Here is a 16098-nt window from a genome sequence, read left to right as displayed (position 1 = left end):
GAAGCGGGCCGACGCGGGCGGCGGGGGCGGGGTCATGGCGTCCGTGTGCTGGGCCCGCAGGTCGGTGAAGCGGGGGGCGGTGCGGGGAATGGGGGGCGCGGCGGAGGAGAAGGGCGAGCCTTCCCGGGCCGGGTCCGTGCCGCCGGCGGCCGGCGCGTTCGCCGGACGCGGGTCCTTCTGCTCGGCGGGGGCCGTGCCGGCCCGGCGCGCGGGCTCCGGCTCCCGCTCCCGCTGGTCGTCCTGGCCCGTCGTGGGGGGATGGGCGGGGCGGGGCGGCGTCGTGGGGCGCGGGGGGACGGTGGGGTGGGGCGGAACGTCCGGGTGCGGGGGGACCGAGGCGCGGCGTGCTTCCGTGCTCATGCACCCCCCGTTTCCCTCGTGCCCGGGCCGTCGTTCTCGTACGCGGGCCGACGTGCGCTTGCCCGGCGGCCCGGCGCGGACACGGTGGTCCCTCCAGGGCTCGCATACCCGCACGAGCGGACCGGCATCCCGACGCGGGTGCCCGGCCGGCGCCGTTCCGCCGTACGTGCGCGTCACTCTACGGCTTGTTGCTGGGCAAACGGGAACCAGTCCACGCCCCCCGGGGCATCTGCCCGGAACGTCCCCCTACCCTGCGGTAATCCTGTCTGGCAGGCTTCGTTCATGACTGCGCGCGCCGCCGACCGGGCCCGATACGACCGGGCCACCGAGCATCTCGACGCCCCTCTCGCGATCGTCGACCTGGAGGCCTTCGACGCCAACGCGGAGGATCTCGTCCGCCGGGCCGGCGGGAAGCCGATCCGGGTGGCCAGCAAGTCCGTGCGCTGCCGGACGCTGCTGGAGCGCGTCCTGGCGAAGGACGGCTTCGCCGGCATCATGTCGTTCACCCTCGCCGAGTCGCTGTGGCTGGCCCGGTCGGGATTCGAGGACATCCTCCTGGCGTACCCGTCGGCCGACCGCACCGCCTTCGCGGAGCTCGCCGCCGACCCCAAGCTCGCCGCCGCCGTCACCGTCATGGTCGACGACGTCGCCCAGCTCGACCTCATCGACTCCGCGCGCGCCGGCGGCAGCGAAGTCGTCCGGGTCTGCCTGGAGTTGGACACCTCGCTGAAGATGCTCGGCGGACGGTTCCGGGTCGGCGCCCTGCGCTCCCCCCTCCACTCCCCCGCCCAGGTCGCCGAGGTGGCGCGGGCGGTGGCCCGGCGCCCCGGTTTCAAGCTGGTGGGGATCATGGCCTACGAGGGTCACATCGCCGGGGTCGGCGACGCGGTCGCCGGGCGGCCCTTCCGGTCCCGGGCGATCCGGCTGATGCAGGCCACCGCCCGCCGTGAACTCGCCGAGCGGCGCGCCGCCGTGGTGCGCGCGGTGCGGGCCGTCGTACCGGATCTGGAGTACGTCAACGGTGGCGGCACCGGCAGTGTGCAGCACACCGCCGCCGAGGACGCGGTCACGGAGATCGCGGCCGGGTCGGGGCTGTACGTGCCGCGTCTGTTCGACAACTACACGTCCTTCAGCGGGCGTCCGGCCGCCCTGTTCGCCCAGCCCGTCGTGCGCAGGCCGGGTGTCGGGATCGTGACCGTCCTCGGCGGCGGCTACCCCGCCTCCGGCGCCGCCGGGCCCGACCGGCTGCCCGTGCCGTACCTCCCGGAGGGGCTGCGGTACGACCCCCAGGAGGGCCCCGGCGAGGTGCAGACGCCGCTCATCGGCTCCCCCGCCGACGATCTGCTGATCGGCGACAAGGTGTGGTTCCGGCATGCGAAGGCCGGTGAGCTGTGCGAGCGGTTCGATGTGCTGCACCTGGTGGAGGGGGACACGGTCACGGCGACCGTGCCCACCTACCGGGGCGAGGGGCACACGTTCCTCTGAGTCCTGTTGCTTGTGAGTCCTGTTCTTCCGAGTCCTTGGACGGCTACAGCGGAGTGACGTACGCGCCGGAGATCCCGCCGTCCACCAGGAAGTCGGTGGCGTTGACGAAGGAGGAGTCGTCGCTGGCCAGGAAGGCGACGGCGGCGGCGATCTCGTCGGCCTCGGCGAACCGGCCCACCGGGATGTGCACCAGGCGGCGGGCGGCCCGCTCCGGGTCCGTGGCGAACAGCTCCTGAAGGAGCGGCGTGTTCACCGGGCCGGGGCAGAGCGCGTTCACGCGGATGCCCTCCCGCGCGAACTGCACGCCCAGCTCACGGGACATGGCGAGCACACCGCCCTTGGAAGCCGTGTACGAGATCTGGGACGTGGCCGCGCCCATCCTCGCCACGAACGACGCCGTGTTGATGATGGACCCCTTGCCCTGGCGCCGCATGTAGGGGATGGCGGCCTTGCAGCACAGGTAGACGGAGGTGAGGTTGACCTCCTGGACGCGCTTCCAGGCCTCCAGGCCGGTCTCCAGGATGGAGTCGTCGTCGGGCGGTGAGATGCCCGCGTTGTTGAAGGCGATGTCGACGCTGCCGTAGGTGTCGTAGGCAGTCTTGAACAGCGCCTCGACCTGCTCGGGGTCGGTGACGTCGACCTTCACGAAAGTCCCGCCGATCTCCTCGGCGACCGCCTTGCCGCGGGCCTCGTCGACGTCGCCGCAGACGACGTGTGCGCCCTCGGAGGCGAGCCGGCGCGCGGTGGCGAGGCCGATGCCGCTGCCGGCGCCGGTGATGACGGCCGTCCGGCCGACGAGCCGGCGGCAGACCATGTCAAGGTTCTGAGCGGTCACTGTGCGGAGCCCTCCGTGCTGATGAAGACGTTCTTGGTTTCGGTGAAGGCGGTCAGCGCGTCCGGGCCCAGCTCACGGCCGACGCCGGACTGCTTGAAGCCGCCGAAGGGCGTCCAGTAGCGGACGCTGGAGTGGGAGTTGACGGACAGGTTTCCGGCGCGCACGGCCTGCGAGACGCGCAGGGCGCGGCCGACGTCCCGGGTCCAGATGGAGCCGGAGAGGCCGTAGGGGGTGTCGTTGGCGAGCCGGATCGCGTCCGCCTCGTCGGTGAAGGGGAGCAGGACGGCCACGGGTCCGAAGATCTCCTCGCGGGCCGCGTCTGAGTCGGGCGCGGCACCGGTGAGGACCGTCGGCGGGAACCAGAAGCCGGGGCCTTCGGGGGCGGTGCCGCGCAGCGCCTGGGCGTCGTCCGGCACGAACGACCGTACGCGGTCCACCTGTTGACGGGAGATCAGCGGACCCATCTGGGTCGCCTCGTCGGCGGGATCGCCCACGACCACTGCCGACAGTTCCCGCGCGAGATGGTCGGCCACCTCGTCGTAGACCGACTCCTGGACGAGGATGCGGGTGCGGGCGCAGCAGTCCTGGCCGGAGTTGTCGAGGAAGGAGAACGGGTCGACGGCCCGCTTCAGGTCGGCGTCCGCGAAGACGACGTTGGGGCTCTTGCCGCCGAGTTCCAGGGTGACCGACTTGACGTGCCGGGCGCAGCGCTCCATGACCTCGCGGCCGGTGCGGGTGGAGCCGGTGAACACGATCTTCGCGACGCCCGGGTGGTCGACCAGGGCGCGGCCCGCGACCGCGCCGTAGCCGGGAAGGACTTGGAACAATCCCTCCGGCAGGCCTGCCTCCAGGGCGAGTTCGGCCAGGCGCAGGGCGGTGAGGGGGGTGGTCTCGGCGGGCTTGAGGACGACCGCGTTGCCTGCGGCGAGGGCCGGGAAGGAGCCCCAGGCCGCGATGGGCATGGGGAAGTTCCAGGGGGCGATCACGCCGACCACGCCGAGGGGTTCGTGGAAGGTGACGTCCCAGCCGCCGGGGGCGGGGATCTGCCTGCCGAGGAGCCGTTCGACGCCGCCGGCCGCGTAGAGCAGCAGGTCGCGGGCGTTGCCTGCCTCCCAGCGGGCGTTGCCGAGGAGGTGGCCGGACCCGCGGACCTCCAGCTGGGCCAGTTCTTCCAGATGGGCGTCGACGACGTCGGCGAAGCGGCGCAGCAGGCGGGCGCGGTCGGCCGGGGCGGCGGCCGCCCAGCCGGTCTGGGCGGCGCTCGCGCGGGCGACCGCGCGGTCCACGTCGGCCGCGTCGGCGGCGGGGACGGTGGCGAGAACCTCCTCGGTGGCGGGGTTGAGGACGATCAGCTCGTGCGGGTGCTGGTCGGACACGACAGGGACCTGTGACCTTTCAGAGGCGTTCGAAGGAGCGGCGCAGCTCCCAGTCGGTGACCGCGGCGTCGAAGGCTTCCAGCTCGACGCGGGCCATGTTGCTGTAGTGCGCGACGACCTCCTCGCCGAAGGCGGCCAGCGCTATGGGGCTGTTCGCCCAGAGCTCGGCGGCCTCGCGGAGCGTGGTGGGGACGTGCGCGTAGTCGCCGGCGTAGGCGTTGCCGGGGCAGGCGTCGGGCAGCTGGAGTTTCTGCTCGATGCCGTACAGTCCCGCCGCCACCAGGCCGGCGACCGCGAGGTGCGGGTTGACGTCGCCGCCGGGCAGTCGGTTCTCGAAGCGCATCGAACGGCCGTGGCCGACGATCCGCAGCGCGCAGGTGCGGTTGTCGTGTCCCCAGGCGACGGCCGTCGGGGCGAAGGAGCCGGGCTGGAACCGCTTGTAGGAGTTGATGTTGGGGGCGTAGAGGAGGGAGAAGTCGCGCAGGGCGGCGAGCTGTCCGGCGAGGAAGTGCCGCATGACGTCGGACATGCCGCCCGGGTCGTCGGCCGTGCCGGCCATGACGTTACGGCCGTCCGCGTCCGTCAGCGACAGGTGGATGTGACAGGAGTTGCCCTCGCGCTCGTTGTACTTCGCCATGAAGGTCAGCGAGACGCCTTCCTGGGCGGCGATCTCCTTGGCGCCGGTCTTGTAGATCGCGTGCTGGTCACAGGTGACCAGGGCCTCGTCGTAGCGGAAGGCGATCTCGTGCTGGCCGGGGTTGCACTCGCCCTTGGCGGACTCGACGGTGAGGCCGGCGCCGGCCATCTCGTTGCGGATGCGGCGCAGCAGCGGTTCGACCCGTCCGGTCCCGAGGACGGAGTAGTCGACGTTGTACTGGTTGACGGGGGTGAGTCCGCGGTAGTTCGCGTCCCAGGCGGCCTCGTAGCTGTCCTTGAAGACGATGAACTCCAGCTCGGTGCCGACCTGGGCGGTGAAGCCGTGCTCGGCGAGGCGCTGCAGCTGGCGGCGCAGGATCTGGCGCGGGGCGGCGACCACGGGCGAGCCGTCGTTCCAGGCGAGGTCGGCGATCAGCATGGCCGTGCCGGCGTTCCAGGGCACGCGGCGCAGGGTGGACAGGTCGGGGTGCATGGCGAAGTCGCCGTAGCCGCGCTCCCAGGAGGACATGGCGTACCCGTCGACGGTGTTCATCTCCGTGTCGACGGCGAGGAGGTAGTTGCAGCCCTCGGTGCCGTGCCGGAGGACCTCGTCGAGGAAGAATCCGGCGGCGAACCGTTTGCCCTGGAGCCGCCCTTGCATGTCGGGGAAGGCCAGGACGACAGTGTCGATCTCACCGCTCGCGACGAGAGCATGCAACTCCTCGACACTGAGCGGGGGTGTGCGGTCTGCCACTGGAGGGCCTCCTCAGGCTTCCGGGGACCATAAGGTATTGCGGAGAACCATTGCTTGGGAAGGGGGCACGACCAGATGTCGGTGAACGCTGACGGCGGACCGGACGACCGGCTGACGCCGATCCTGCGGCCGGTGCGGGCCGGGAACGGTTTCGAGGAGGCGCTGGAGCAGATCCTGCAGGTCGTGCGGCTGGGCCTGGTGCCGGGGGGCGAACGGCTGCCGGCCGAGCGGGATCTGGCGGAGCGGCTGGGGATCAGCCGGGTGACGCTGCGCGAGGTGCTGAAGGTCCTCCAGGACCAGGGGCTGGTCGAGTCCCGCCGGGGTCGGTACGGCGGAACGTTCGTGCTGCCGCGCGCGGACGCCGGCGGCGAGGACGAGCTGCGGCGGCGGGTCGCCGAGGTCGACATCGAGGACGTCCTGCGTTTCCGCGAGGTGCTGGAGGTGGGCGCGGCGGGCCTGTGCGCGACGCACGGGCTGACGGACGAGCAGGCGGAGCGCCTGCGCGACGCCCTGGCCCGCACGGCGGACGCGCCGCTGGCCGACTACCGCCGCCTGGACACCATGCTCCATCTCACCCTGGCCGAGCTGTGCGGCTCGCCGTCGCTGACCGCGCGGTACGCGGCGGTGCGGGCCACGGTGAACGACCTGCTCGACTGCATCCCGCTGCTCGTGCGCAACCTGGAGCACTCGCAGCGGCAGCACACCGCGCTGGTGGAGGCGGTGCTGGACGGCGACGCGGACGGCGCGCGGGAGATGATGCGGGAACACTGCGCGGGGACGGCGGCCCTGCTCAGGGGCTTCCTGGCATGAAGAGGACAGAAAACAGGTAAAGGTATGCACGAAGTCCATTGCAGCGCCGGGGAGGGACCATGACGGGCAGGCCACTGATCGGGATCAGCACGTATCTGGAGGCCGGGACGCGCTGGCACGTGTGGGAGCTGGAGGCCGCGCTGCTGCCCGCCGGGTACCCGCGGCTCGTGCAGCGGGCCGGCGGGCTGGCCGCGATGCTCCCGCCGGACGCGCCCGAGCAGGCGGCGGCGACCGTGGCCCGCCTGGACGGCCTGGTGATCGCGGGCGGCCCCGACGTCGAGCCGGTCCGCTACGGCGCCGAGCCCGACCCGCGCACCGGGCCGCCGGCACGGGAGCGCGACGCGTGGGAGCTGGCGCTGATCGAGGCGGCGCTGGCGGCCGGCGTTCCGCTGCTGGGCGTCTGCCGGGGCATGCAGCTGCTGAACATCGCGCTCGGCGGCACCATGACGCAGCACATCGACGGGCACGCCGAGGTCGTCGGCGTCTTCGGACACCACCCGGTGAAGCCGGTCCCGGGCACGCTGTACGCCGGGATCGTCGAGGAGGAGACGTCGGTGCCGACCTATCACCACCAGGCGGTGGACCGCCTCGGCGCGGGTCTGATCCCGTCGGCGTACGCGTCGGACGGCACCGTGGAGGCCGTCGAACTCCCGTCGGCCGGCGGCTGGGTGCTCGGCGTGCAGTGGCACCCGGAGATGGCCGAGGACGTACGGGTCATGCAGGCCCTGGTGACGGCGGCGCAATCCAGCCCGTCCGGGCGCACCCCCTCCGGGGGAGTGTGAGCACGAGGCCGTTCAGGCCGAAGGGGGTCCGAGGGCGCCACCCCCGGGGACGGGAAGGGGAAGGGGAAGGGGAAGGGGCGGCAACGGGGGCGGGGGCCGAAGAACCTACCCCCGCGTCAGCGACAGCAGCTCCCGCGCCGGCCCGGCAGGGCGATGCCCCGTCGGCCACACCGCCCGCAGGTCGCGGGCCAGCGCGACCCCCTCGACGGGTATCGAGACCAACCGCCGCAGCGCCAGCTCCTCCCCCACCGCAAGCTCGCTCAGCACCGCCGGCCCCGCCCCGCTGACCGCCGCCGCCTTCACCGCCGTCGTCGAGGACAGTTCGATCAGGGGGCGGGCCAGTCCGCCCAGGGCCGTGTCGAGTACCTGACGGGTCCCCGAGCCCTTCTCCCGCAGGATCAACGGCGTCGACGCCAGCTCGGCCGCGGGCAACGGGCGTCGGCGACGGGCCCAGGGATGACCGGGCGCGACGACGACAATGAGGTGATCGTGGGCTATCACGGCGGAGTCGAGGCCGGCCGGCATCGTGAGCCCCTCCACGAAGCCGAGGTCCGCCTCCCCCGCCAGCACCCGCTCCGCGACCGCCGCCGAGTTGCCGGCGAGCAGCGACACCGCCGTGTCCGGCCGCCCGGCGCGCAGCGCGAGCAGCCAGCCCGGCAGCAAATACTCGGCGATCGTCATGCTGGCCGCCACCCGCAGCCGCGAGTCCCGCCGGTCCCGCAGCGCCTGCGCCCCAGCGTCGAACGCCTGCGCCGCCTCCACGATCCGCCGCGCCCAGTCCGTCACCAGCGCACCGGCGTCCGTGAGCCGCGAGCCGCGCGGTGAACGGTCCACCAGCGCCACGCCCAACTGGCGTTCCATGGACCGGAGCCGGCTGCTCGCGGCCGGCTGCGTGATACCGAGCTCGCGCGCGGCCGCGCCCAGGCTGCCCAGCCGGGCCACGCCCAGCAGCAGCTCCAGCGCGCCCAGGTCCGGGACACGGTGCGCGATCGAACCCGTCGCGGTGTCCGCGGGCTGTTCCTCCACACTCCCCATAAGCCCAGTTTATGTCCCCATAGAGGCATACTCCCTGGTCGCGGGCGGACACCCGGTCGACCGTGGACACCATGGTCACCGCCGCCCGGCCCCGCTACGCCCCTCCCCGCCCGCGCGCCCACGCCGTCCGTCACGTCCGCCACGTCCGTCACCTCGGACCGAACTGGTACGCGACGGTCATGGGCACCGCCATCGTCGCCACGGCCGGAGCGACGCTCCCGGTGCGGGTACCTGGGCTGCGACCGCTGTGCGCCGCGTTCTGGATGCTGTCCCTGGTCCTCCTGCTGACCCTGCTCGCCGCCCGCGCCCTGCACTGGCGCCACCACCGCGACCAGGCCCACGCCCATCTCCTCGACCCGGCGACGGCCCCCTTCTACGGCTGCCTGGCGATGGCGCTGCTCGCCGTCGGGGGCGGCTCCCTGACCGTCGGCCGGGACTGGATCGGCACCCGTCCAGCGGTCGCGCTCGACGCCGTACTGTTCGGCGCCGGGACGCTCGTGGGACTCACGGCCGCCGTCGCCGTCCCGTATCTGATGGCCGTACGCCACCGGGTGGAGCACTCGCAGGCCACTCCGGTGTGGCTGCTGCCGCTGGTGGCGCCCATGGTGTCCGCCGCGCTCGGGCCGCTGCTGGTGCCGTATCTGCCGGCCGGGCAGCCACGGCAGACCCTGCTCCTGGCGTGCTTCGCGCTGTTCGGGCTGAGTCTGCTCGCCACGTTCGCCATGCTGCCGGTGGTGTTCGGACGGCTGGTGACCGGCGGGCCGCTGCCGCTCGCCCTCACCCCGACCGTGTTCCTCGTCCTGGGCCCGCTCGGGCAGTCCACCACCGCCGTCGGGAAGTTCGCGGAGGTCGCACCCGGGGTCCTGCCGGGCCCGGACGGTCGCGCCCTCGCCGTCCTCGCCGTCCTGTACGGGGTGCCCGTCATGGGGTTCGCGCTGCTCTGGCTGTGCCTGGCCACGGCGCACGTGCTGCGCGCCCGGCGGCACGGGATGGGCTTCGCGATGACGTGGTGGGCGTTCACCTTCCCGGTCGGCACCTGTGTGACCGGCGCGGGGGCCCTGGCCCGGCACACCGGGCTGGCCGTCTACGCGGTGCTCTGCTGCGCCCTGTACGCCGTTCTCGTCGCCGCCTGGGCGGTCGTCGCGACGCACACCGTCCGCGGGCTGCTCAGCGGCGAGCTGCTCGCAGCGCCTCGCCCAGCACCTTCGGAGCCTCGGCGAGCGACGGCCCGTACCACGTCAGGTGCCGTCCGCTGACGAGCGCGCAGGGCAGGCCAGGGAAGGCCTCCGGGCCGTCGTCGGCGGTGAAGCGGTAGGGCTCGTCCGGGAGGACGACCAGGTCCGGGCCGGTCGCCCGCAGCGCGTCGAGCGGGATCCGCGGATAGCGCTCGGGGTGCTCGGCGTACAGGTGGTCGACGCCCAGCCGGGCCAGCACGTCCCCGGCGAAGGTGTCGCGGCCCAGCACCATCCACGGGCGGCGCCAGATCGGCACGACGGCGGTCCGGCGCGCCCCGGCGGCCGACGGCGGCGCCGCCCACGCCTGCTCCGCCGCCACCAGCCAGGCCGGCCGCTGCGGCGCTCCGCACGCCGCCAGCACCCGCGCCAGCTCCCGGAAGGCCTGCGGGACGTCCCGGACCTCCGTCACCAGCACCTCGACGCCGGCCGCGCGCAGGGCGGCCAGGACCGGTTCCCGGTTCTCCTCCTCGTTGGCGATCACCAGATCGGGGGCGAGGCGGACGATCCGCTCGACGTCGGGGTTCTTGGTTCCGCCGATCCGGGCGACGTCGAGGTCCGCCGGGTGGGCGCACCACTCGGTGGCGCCGACGAGGACGCCGGGCGCGGACGAGGCGACCGCCTCCGTGAGCGAGGGGACGAGGGAGACGACCCGCACTACCGCTTCCGGCCCCGGTGGTCCCGGTCGCGTACCGCCTCGATGTGCTCGGCCACGGCGACGACGACCACCCGGGTGTCCGGCACGGTCGCCCGCCAGCGGTGGCGGACCCCGCCGGTGAGGTACAGGGTGTCGCCGCGGCCCAGTCGGTAGGCGCGACCCTCCGCCTCGATCTCCACGGCGCCGTCGGCGACATACATCAACTGGTCGTTGCGGTACTGGAATTCACGACCTGCGTCGTGGTCGCCGGTGAACTCGGAGGCGTGCATCTGGTGGTGCCCGCGCACCAGGGAACGAGAACGCGGCTCCGGGTCCTGGCGCGGCGCCGAGTCCTGGCCCTGTCCCGCGCCCCGGCCCTGTCCCGCGCCCTGGCCCGGGTCGGTGTCCTCGGCGCGGACGACGTCCACGCTGCACGCCGGGTCGGCGGCGGCGAGGAGTTCGACGGCCGTGGTGCGCAGGGCGTCGGCGACCTTCTCCAGGGAGCCGGTGCTGGGCCGCGCGCGGTCGTTCTCGATCTGGCTCAGGAACGGGACCGACAGGCCGCTGCGCTCGGCCACGACGGCGAGGGTGAGCTCCAGGGAGCGGCGCCGGCGCCGCACGGCCGCGCCCACCCGCAGGGGCTGTTCTTTGTGGTCGCCCATCGCTCCGGCTCCCTCCTTCGCTCGTCACTGCCGTGGTGTCCGCCGACACGTCCTCTGCTGAGTTGTCTGCACCCTACGCATGTTCGGCAAACCGTTTCATGCGCCCGTCACATCGAGGACACATGGGGTGACACTCGACCCCACAGTTCGCGCCAGATGATCAGGCCCCCGACCCGCGGGGCGACGGCCGGTCCTCCGGCTTTCCGGTTCAATGCGCGAGCGGCCTCGCGTGTTCCCGCTCGTCCCGGCTCTCCCGGGACCTCGGCCCCAGGATGGGCCTAGCTCTCTGTGGTTGGCCGGATCCTTACCGTGGGCGGGCGCGTGGCGGGAGAGGGGGAACGGGACGAGTGGCAGGCGAGGGTGAATGGGACGAGGGGCGGGCCCCGGCGCAGGCCGTGGAAGCCGTACGTCGGTGCCCGCCCCTGGTCGGACGGCCGCGGTGCTGTCAGGTCACCGGGCCGCCCGGCTCTTCTGCCCCGAATCGGCGACCGGTACCCACTTCTCGACCAGAGTGGGATTCTCCTTCAGCCAGGTCCGGACCGCGTCCTGCTCCTTGCCCTTGCCCGCCTTCTGGATCCGCGCCTCCAGACCGGTGAGCTGGGCCTCGGTCATCCTGAAGTTCTTCAGCCACGTGCCGACCTCGGGGTTGTCGTCGGCGAAGCCCTGGCGGGCGATCGTGTGCACGCCGTCCCCCTTGCCCCAGGCGCCCTTGGGATCGTCGAGCTTCTTGAGGTCGTAGTCGCTGTACGCCCAGTGCGGCGACCAGAGCGTGACGACGATCGGCTTCTTCGCGGCGTAGGCCCGCTTGAGTTCGGCGAGCATCGCCGGGGTGGAGCCGTCGACGACCGTGTAGGCGCCGTCGAGGCCGTACTCGCCGAGGACCTTGTCCTTGAGCAGGCCCATCATTCCGGCGCTGGGCTCGATGCCGGTGATTTTGCCGCCGAACTCGGAGGCGTGGGCCTTCAGGTCCGCCAGGGAGTTCACGTCCTTCATGTACGAGGGGACGGAGAGCTCCAGCGAGGTGGGGCCGTACCAGGAGCCGAGGTCGTCGAGGCGGTCGCCGTACTTCTTCCAGTACTCGGCGTGGGTGGTGGGCAGCCAGGCGTCGGTCTGGAAGTCGATCTGGCCGGTGGCGACGCCGGTGTAGAGGGGTCCGGCCGCGTACTGGGTGGTGTCCACCTTGAAGCCGCGTTCCTCCAGGAGTTCCTTCCAGAGATAGGTGGAGGCGATGCCCTCGTCCCACGGGATGTAGCCGATCTTGATCTCCTTGCCCTTGCCGACGTCCGAGGCGGAGGCCTCGGCGGTGCCGGAGGAGGAGCCGAAGACGCCCATGCCACCGGCGACCAGGGCGAGGACGACCACCCCGACCACGGCCACGGCCGGGCGCGGACGGTACGTCCACACCGTGCTGCGTGCCTTGGCGGCGGCGCGGCGGCCGAGCGGGGAGATCCGGGTGCCGAGCGCGCCGGTCATCCGGTCCAGATAGATGGCGAGGACGACGATGCCGAGGCCCGCCTCGAAACCGAGCCCGATGTCGAGCTGGCCGATGGCCTCGTTGACGGCGCCGCCGAGGCCGCCGGTGCCGACCATGCCGGCGATGACGACCATCGACAGACCCAGCATGATGACCTGGTTGACGCCCGCCATGATCGTCGGCAGCGCGAGCGGCAGCTGGACGCGCAGCAGCGTGTCGCGGGGGGTCGTGCCGAACGCCTCGGCGGCCTCGACGAGTTCGGCGTCGACCTGGCGGATGCCGAGCTCGGTCATGCGCACGCCCGGGGCGAGCGCGAAGATCAGGGTGGCGATGACGCCCGCGGGGACGCCCATGCCGAAGAACAGGATCGCGGGGATGAGCAGAACCATCGACGGCATCGTCTGGAGCAGGTCCAGGACGGGCCGCAGGGTGGCGCTGACGGCCTTGGAGCGGGCGGCCCAGATACCCAGCGGGACGGAGATCACCAGGGCGATCACCGTGGCGACGAGCACCAGGGACAGCGTCGACATCGCCTCATCCCACAGGGCGAGGGAGTCGATGAGGGCGAACCCGGCGAAGGCGAGGACGCCCGCGACGAGGCCCCGCAACCACCAGGCGAGCACCGCGAGGATGCCCGCGAGGAGCAGCGGCGCGGGGGCGGTGAGGACGGCGTCGAGGCCGTCGTACATGCCTTCGACGACGGTCTTGATCGCGTCGAAGAGCCAGGACATGTGGGTGACGAGCCAGTCGACGCCGGAGTCGACCCAGTCGCCGAGGTGCAGCCTAGGCACGGGCGGTCACCTGCTTCCGGCCGTCGTCCGGGCTGTCGCAGACGATCGGCGCGCCCTGCTCGTCGCCGAGGAAGCGCACGAGGCGCTGTCTCGGCACGACGCCCACGAGCGTGCGTTGTCCGTCGAGGACGGCGACCGGGTGGGTCAGCCGGGCGCTGAGCGCGCAGAGCGCGGTGAACGGGGTGTCGGGGGTGGCGGTCTCGCAGCGGCAGTCGGCCTCGTCGCCGCGCACGGCGGTGTCCATGACGGCGGAGGCGGTCAGCACGCGGGAGCGGTCGACGTCCTGGATGAAGGAGGCGACGTAGTCGCCCGTGGGTCGGATCAGGATGTCCTGCGCCGTGCCGGTCTGCACGATGCGGCCGTCGCGCATGACGGCGATGCGGTCGCCCAGGCGCATGGCCTCGTTGAGGTCGTGGGTGATGAAGACGATCGTCTTCTTCAGGGTCTGCTGGAGCGTGAGGAGCTGGTCCTGCATGTCGCGGCGGATCAGCGGGTCCAGCGCGCTGAAGGACTCGTCCATCAGGAGCAGGTCGGCGTCGGTGGCGAGGGCGCGGGCCAAGCCCACGCGCTGCTGCATGCCGCCGGACAGCTCGTCCGGCCAGGACTTCTCCCAGCCCTCCAGACCGCACAGCCGCAACGCCTCGGCGGCCCGCTGCTCGCGCTCGCGGCGGGGGACGCCCTGGACTGCGAGGCCGTAGGCGGCGTTGTCCAGGACGCTGCGGTGCGGGAAGAGCGCGAAGTGCTGGAAAACCATGCTGATCTTCCTCGCCCGCACCGCGCGCAGGTCGCGGTCGGTGAGCGCGGTGAGGTCCTGGCCGTCGAAGAGGACGCGTCCGGCGGTCGGTTCCAGCAGTCCGTTGAGCATGCGCAGCAGGGTGGACTTCCCGGAGCCGGACAGGCCCATGACGACGAAGATCTGGCCGGGTTCCACGGTGAAGGAGGCGTCGACGACGGCGGCCGTGGCGCCGTCGGCGCGCAGCTCCTCCCGGTCTGCTCCGGCGCGCAGCCGTTCGACTGCCTGTTCCGGTCGTCTGCCGAACACCTTGTACAGCTGCTCGGCTTCAAGCCTGGATGACACGCGTACCTCTCGATGGGGGACAGAAACGGGAGTACTCGGCAACAGCAAACCGTTGAAGGCGCAACCGACACCGCTCCGAGGCCGCGCCTGCCCGGGCCCGACATGCGCAAACGTGCGAGTGGTTCAGTTCACAGGCGGCGCGGCCGGGGTCACGGCCGGGTCCGGCGGGAGGTTCGCGCCTGCCACGGGAGCGAATACCCGCCGGTCACCGGGGCACCGGTGCGGCATGATGCGAGGCGTGACCGGACGACTGATGCTCCTCGACACCGCCTCGCTCTACTTCCGCGCCTACTTCGGCGTCCCCGACTCCGTGAGGGCACCGGACGGCACCCCGGTGAACGCCGTGCGGGGACTGCTGGACTTCATCGACCGGCTGGTGAAGGACCACCGGCCGGAAGAGCTGGTGGCCTGCATGGACGCCGACTGGCGCCCTCAGTGGCGGGTCGAGCTGATCCCCACCTACAAGGCGCACCGTGTCGCCGAGGAGCACGAGGTCGGACCGGACGAGGAGGAGGTGCCGGACACGCTCTCGCCGCAGGTGCCGATCATCGAGGCGGTCCTGGACGCGCTGGGCATCGCGCGCGTGGGCGTCGCGGGCTACGAGGCGGACGACGTGATCGGCACGTTCACCGGCCGCGCGAAGGGCCCGGTCGACATCGTCACCGGCGACCGTGACCTGTTCCAGTTGGTGGACGACGCGCGCGGGGTGCGCGTGCTGTACCCGCTGAAGGGCGTCGGCACGCTGCAGCTGACGGACGAGGCGTTGCTGCGCGAGAAGTACGGCGTCGATGGGCGTGGGTACGCGGATCTGGCGCTGCTGCGCGGCGACCCGAGCGACGGTCTGCCGGGTGTGGCGGGCATCGGGGAGAAGACCGCGGCCAAGCTGCTGGCCGAGTTCGGCGACCTGGCGGGGATCATGGCGGCGGTGGACGACCCGAGGGCGAAGCTGACGCCCTCGCAGCGCAAGCGGCTGGACGAGGCGCGGCCGTACGTCGCCGTCGCGCCGAAGGTCGTCAAGGTGGCCGACGACGTGCCGCTTCCGGACGTGGACACGGCGCTGCCGCATACGCCTGGGGACGGCGCGACACTGGAGGCACTGGCAGGGCGCTGGGGGCTCGGGGGTTCACTGCAGCGGCTGTTGACGACATTGAACACCCGGCACGCATAGGCATTCTGGGGACATCGCCCGGGAAGAGATGCTAACTTAGGTAAACCTAACCATGGTGTCATGGGCAGAGACATGGGAGGCCGTCATGGCAGAACGTCCGGCACGCAAGCCGCGGAAGCCCCACTCCGCGCAGGTCGTCCGTACCGAACGGCTCACCCCGCACATGCAGCGCGTCGTGCTCGGCGGGGCGGGTCTGGCCGGGTTCGCAGCGGGCGACTGCACCGATCACTACGTCAAACTGCTCTTCGGCCCTGACGGCGTGACCTACCCGGAGCCCTTCGACCTGGAGCGCATCCGGGCCGAGTTCCCCCGTGAGCAGTGGCCCGTGACCCGGACGTACACGGTGCGCGACTGGGACGCCGAACACCGCGAGCTGACGCTGGACTTCGTGCTGCACGGTGTCGAGGGTCTGGCCGGACCCTGGGCGGCCCGCGTCCAGCCGGGCGAGACCGTCCGCTTCATGGGCCCCGGTGGCGCCTACGCGCCGGACGCCGCCGCCGACTGGCATCTGCTGGCCGGCGACGAGAGCGCCCTGCCCGCCGTCGCGGCCGCCCTGGAATCGCTGTCGGCCGGGGCCCTCGCTCACGCCTTCATCGAGGTGGCCGGGCCCGAGGAGGAGCAGAAGATCGACTCCGACGTGGAGGTCGTCTGGCTGCACCGCGGCGACCGGCCGGTCGGCGAACGGCTCGTCGAGGCCGTACGGGCGCTGGAGTTCCCCGAGGGCCGTATGCACGCGTTCGTGCACGGCGAGGCCGCCTTCGTGAAGGACCTGCGCAAACTGCTGCGCGTGGAGCTGCAGATCCCGCGCGAGGACCTGTCGATCTCCGGCTACTGGCGGCTCGGCCACGACGAGGACGGCTGGCAGGCCTCGAAGCGGGAGTGGAACGCGCGCGTGGAGGCGGAGCAGGAGGGCGAGACCCCGGCCGCCTGATCTGATGCCCGGCGCCGAGGCGCGGCGGAACCGGCCCGTACTCGTGGGGCGG

The 16098-nt window shown here is 72.4% G+C and carries 14 protein-coding genes; 6 read left to right on the top strand and 8 right to left on the bottom strand.

Annotated elements, in window-relative coordinates; all coding sequences use genetic code 11:
- Positions 1-642: 642 nt before the first annotated feature.
- Complete coding sequence (locus ACIBTS_RS01180; RefSeq protein WP_399315759.1) at positions 643-1845, top strand: amino acid deaminase/aldolase; 1203 nt, start codon at positions 643-645, stop codon at positions 1843-1845.
- 43 nt (positions 1846-1888) lie between these two features.
- Here the strand turns inward: ACIBTS_RS01180 and ACIBTS_RS01175 are convergent, their stop codons facing one another.
- From ACIBTS_RS01175 to ACIBTS_RS01165, 3 genes are read right to left on the bottom strand one after another with little or no spacing between them, the layout of a single operon-like run.
- Positions 1889-2659: a 3-oxoacyl-ACP reductase gene (locus ACIBTS_RS01175; protein WP_399315938.1), complete on the bottom strand. Its 771-nt coding sequence runs from the start codon at positions 2657-2659 to the stop codon at positions 1889-1891.
- A gap of 17 nt (positions 2660-2676) precedes the next feature.
- Positions 2677-4056, bottom strand: coding sequence for an aldehyde dehydrogenase family protein (locus tag ACIBTS_RS01170; protein ID WP_399315758.1), 1380 nt, complete (start codon positions 4054-4056; stop codon positions 2677-2679).
- Positions 4057-4075: 19 nt separating this feature from the next.
- Complete coding sequence (locus tag ACIBTS_RS01165) at positions 4076-5446, bottom strand: glutamine synthetase family protein (protein ID WP_399315757.1); 1371 nt, start codon at positions 5444-5446, stop codon at positions 4076-4078.
- Positions 5447-5521: 75 nt separating this feature from the next.
- Here ACIBTS_RS01165 and ACIBTS_RS01160 point away from each other — a divergent pair, with 75 nt between their 5' ends.
- On the top strand, positions 5522-6256 hold the full coding sequence (locus ACIBTS_RS01160) for a FadR/GntR family transcriptional regulator (RefSeq protein WP_399315756.1): 735 nt from the start codon (positions 5522-5524) through the stop codon (positions 6254-6256).
- 59 nt (positions 6257-6315) lie between these two features.
- Positions 6316-7038 (top strand): gamma-glutamyl-gamma-aminobutyrate hydrolase family protein, encoded by a 723-nt coding sequence (locus ACIBTS_RS01155; protein ID WP_319677023.1) that lies wholly within the window; start codon positions 6316-6318, stop codon positions 7036-7038.
- Positions 7039-7143: 105 nt separating this feature from the next.
- Here the strand turns inward: ACIBTS_RS01155 and ACIBTS_RS01150 are convergent, their stop codons facing one another.
- Positions 7144-8073: a LysR family transcriptional regulator gene (locus ACIBTS_RS01150; protein ID WP_399315755.1), complete on the bottom strand. Its 930-nt coding sequence runs from the start codon at positions 8071-8073 to the stop codon at positions 7144-7146.
- Positions 8074-8144: 71 nt separating this feature from the next.
- Between ACIBTS_RS01150 and ACIBTS_RS01145 the strand changes: the two genes are divergently transcribed.
- A complete protein-coding gene (locus tag ACIBTS_RS01145; RefSeq protein WP_399315754.1) occupies positions 8145-9329 on the top strand; it encodes a TDT family transporter in 1185 nt (394 codons plus the stop codon).
- Here ACIBTS_RS01145 and ACIBTS_RS01140 read toward each other — a convergent pair.
- From ACIBTS_RS01140 to ACIBTS_RS01125, 4 genes are all read right to left on the bottom strand, one after another.
- The gene (locus ACIBTS_RS01140; protein WP_399315753.1) at positions 9241-9963 is read right to left on the bottom strand and encodes a helical backbone metal receptor; all 723 of its coding nucleotides are present in this window, start codon (positions 9961-9963) and stop codon (positions 9241-9243) included. The two genes, ACIBTS_RS01145 and ACIBTS_RS01140, sit on opposite strands and share 89 nt — an antisense overlap.
- Positions 9963-10604, bottom strand: coding sequence for a helix-turn-helix domain-containing protein (locus ACIBTS_RS01135; protein ID WP_399315752.1), 642 nt, complete (start codon positions 10602-10604; stop codon positions 9963-9965). The genes ACIBTS_RS01140 and ACIBTS_RS01135 overlap by 1 nt, the downstream gene beginning before the upstream one ends.
- A gap of 450 nt (positions 10605-11054) precedes the next feature.
- Entirely contained in the window at positions 11055-12869 is a 1815-nt protein-coding gene (locus ACIBTS_RS01130) for an ABC transporter permease/substrate binding protein (protein ID WP_399315751.1), read from the bottom strand.
- Positions 12862-13947 carry a glycine betaine/L-proline ABC transporter ATP-binding protein gene (locus ACIBTS_RS01125; RefSeq protein ID WP_399315750.1) on the bottom strand — a complete coding sequence of 362 codons (1086 nt, stop codon included), beginning with the start codon at positions 13945-13947 and terminating at the stop codon, positions 12862-12864. The genes ACIBTS_RS01130 and ACIBTS_RS01125 overlap by 8 nt, the downstream gene beginning before the upstream one ends.
- 229 nt (positions 13948-14176) lie before the next feature.
- On the opposite strand from ACIBTS_RS01125, the gene ACIBTS_RS01120 reads away from it, so the two are divergent.
- Together ACIBTS_RS01120 and ACIBTS_RS01115 are read left to right on the top strand one after the other, a co-directional pair.
- Positions 14177-15115, top strand: coding sequence for a 5'-3' exonuclease H3TH domain-containing protein (locus tag ACIBTS_RS01120; RefSeq protein WP_399315937.1), 939 nt, complete (start codon positions 14177-14179; stop codon positions 15113-15115).
- A gap of 85 nt (positions 15116-15200) precedes the next feature.
- Positions 15201-16046 (top strand): siderophore-interacting protein, encoded by an 846-nt coding sequence (locus ACIBTS_RS01115; protein WP_399315749.1) that lies wholly within the window; start codon positions 15201-15203, stop codon positions 16044-16046.
- The last annotated feature ends 52 nt before the right edge of the window (positions 16047-16098 follow it).

The sequence above is a fragment of the Streptomyces sp. NPDC050121 genome (genome assembly GCF_044460385.1).
GTDB lineage: Bacteria > Actinomycetota > Actinomycetes > Streptomycetales > Streptomycetaceae > Streptomyces > Streptomyces soliscabiei.
This window is presented reverse-complemented; position numbering and strand designations above follow the sequence as displayed.

What these genes read in the sequence shown, in the direction of transcription:
- ACIBTS_RS01160 (WP_399315756.1), top strand. Translation starts at nt 5,522, where the DNA reads ATGTCGGTGAACGCTGACGGCGGACCGGACGACCGGCTGACGCCGATC.
- ACIBTS_RS01115 (WP_399315749.1), top strand. Translation starts at nt 15,201, where the DNA reads ATGGCAGAACGTCCGGCACGCAAGCCGCGGAAGCCCCACTCCGCGCAG.
- ACIBTS_RS01145 (WP_399315754.1), top strand. Translation starts at nt 8,145, where the DNA reads ATGGTCACCGCCGCCCGGCCCCGCTACGCCCCTCCCCGCCCGCGCGCC.
- ACIBTS_RS01155 (WP_319677023.1), top strand. Translation starts at nt 6,316, where the DNA reads ATGACGGGCAGGCCACTGATCGGGATCAGCACGTATCTGGAGGCCGGG.
- ACIBTS_RS01120 (WP_399315937.1), top strand. Translation starts at nt 14,177, where the DNA reads ATGCGAGGCGTGACCGGACGACTGATGCTCCTCGACACCGCCTCGCTC.
- ACIBTS_RS01150 (WP_399315755.1), bottom strand. Translation starts at nt 8,073, where the DNA reads ATGGGGAGTGTGGAGGAACAGCCCGCGGACACCGCGACGGGTTCGATC.
- ACIBTS_RS01180 (WP_399315759.1), top strand. Translation starts at nt 643, where the DNA reads ATGACTGCGCGCGCCGCCGACCGGGCCCGATACGACCGGGCCACCGAG.
- ACIBTS_RS01135 (WP_399315752.1), bottom strand. Translation starts at nt 10,604, where the DNA reads ATGGGCGACCACAAAGAACAGCCCCTGCGGGTGGGCGCGGCCGTGCGG.
- ACIBTS_RS01175 (WP_399315938.1), bottom strand. Translation starts at nt 2,659, where the DNA reads ATGGTCTGCCGCCGGCTCGTCGGCCGGACGGCCGTCATCACCGGCGCC.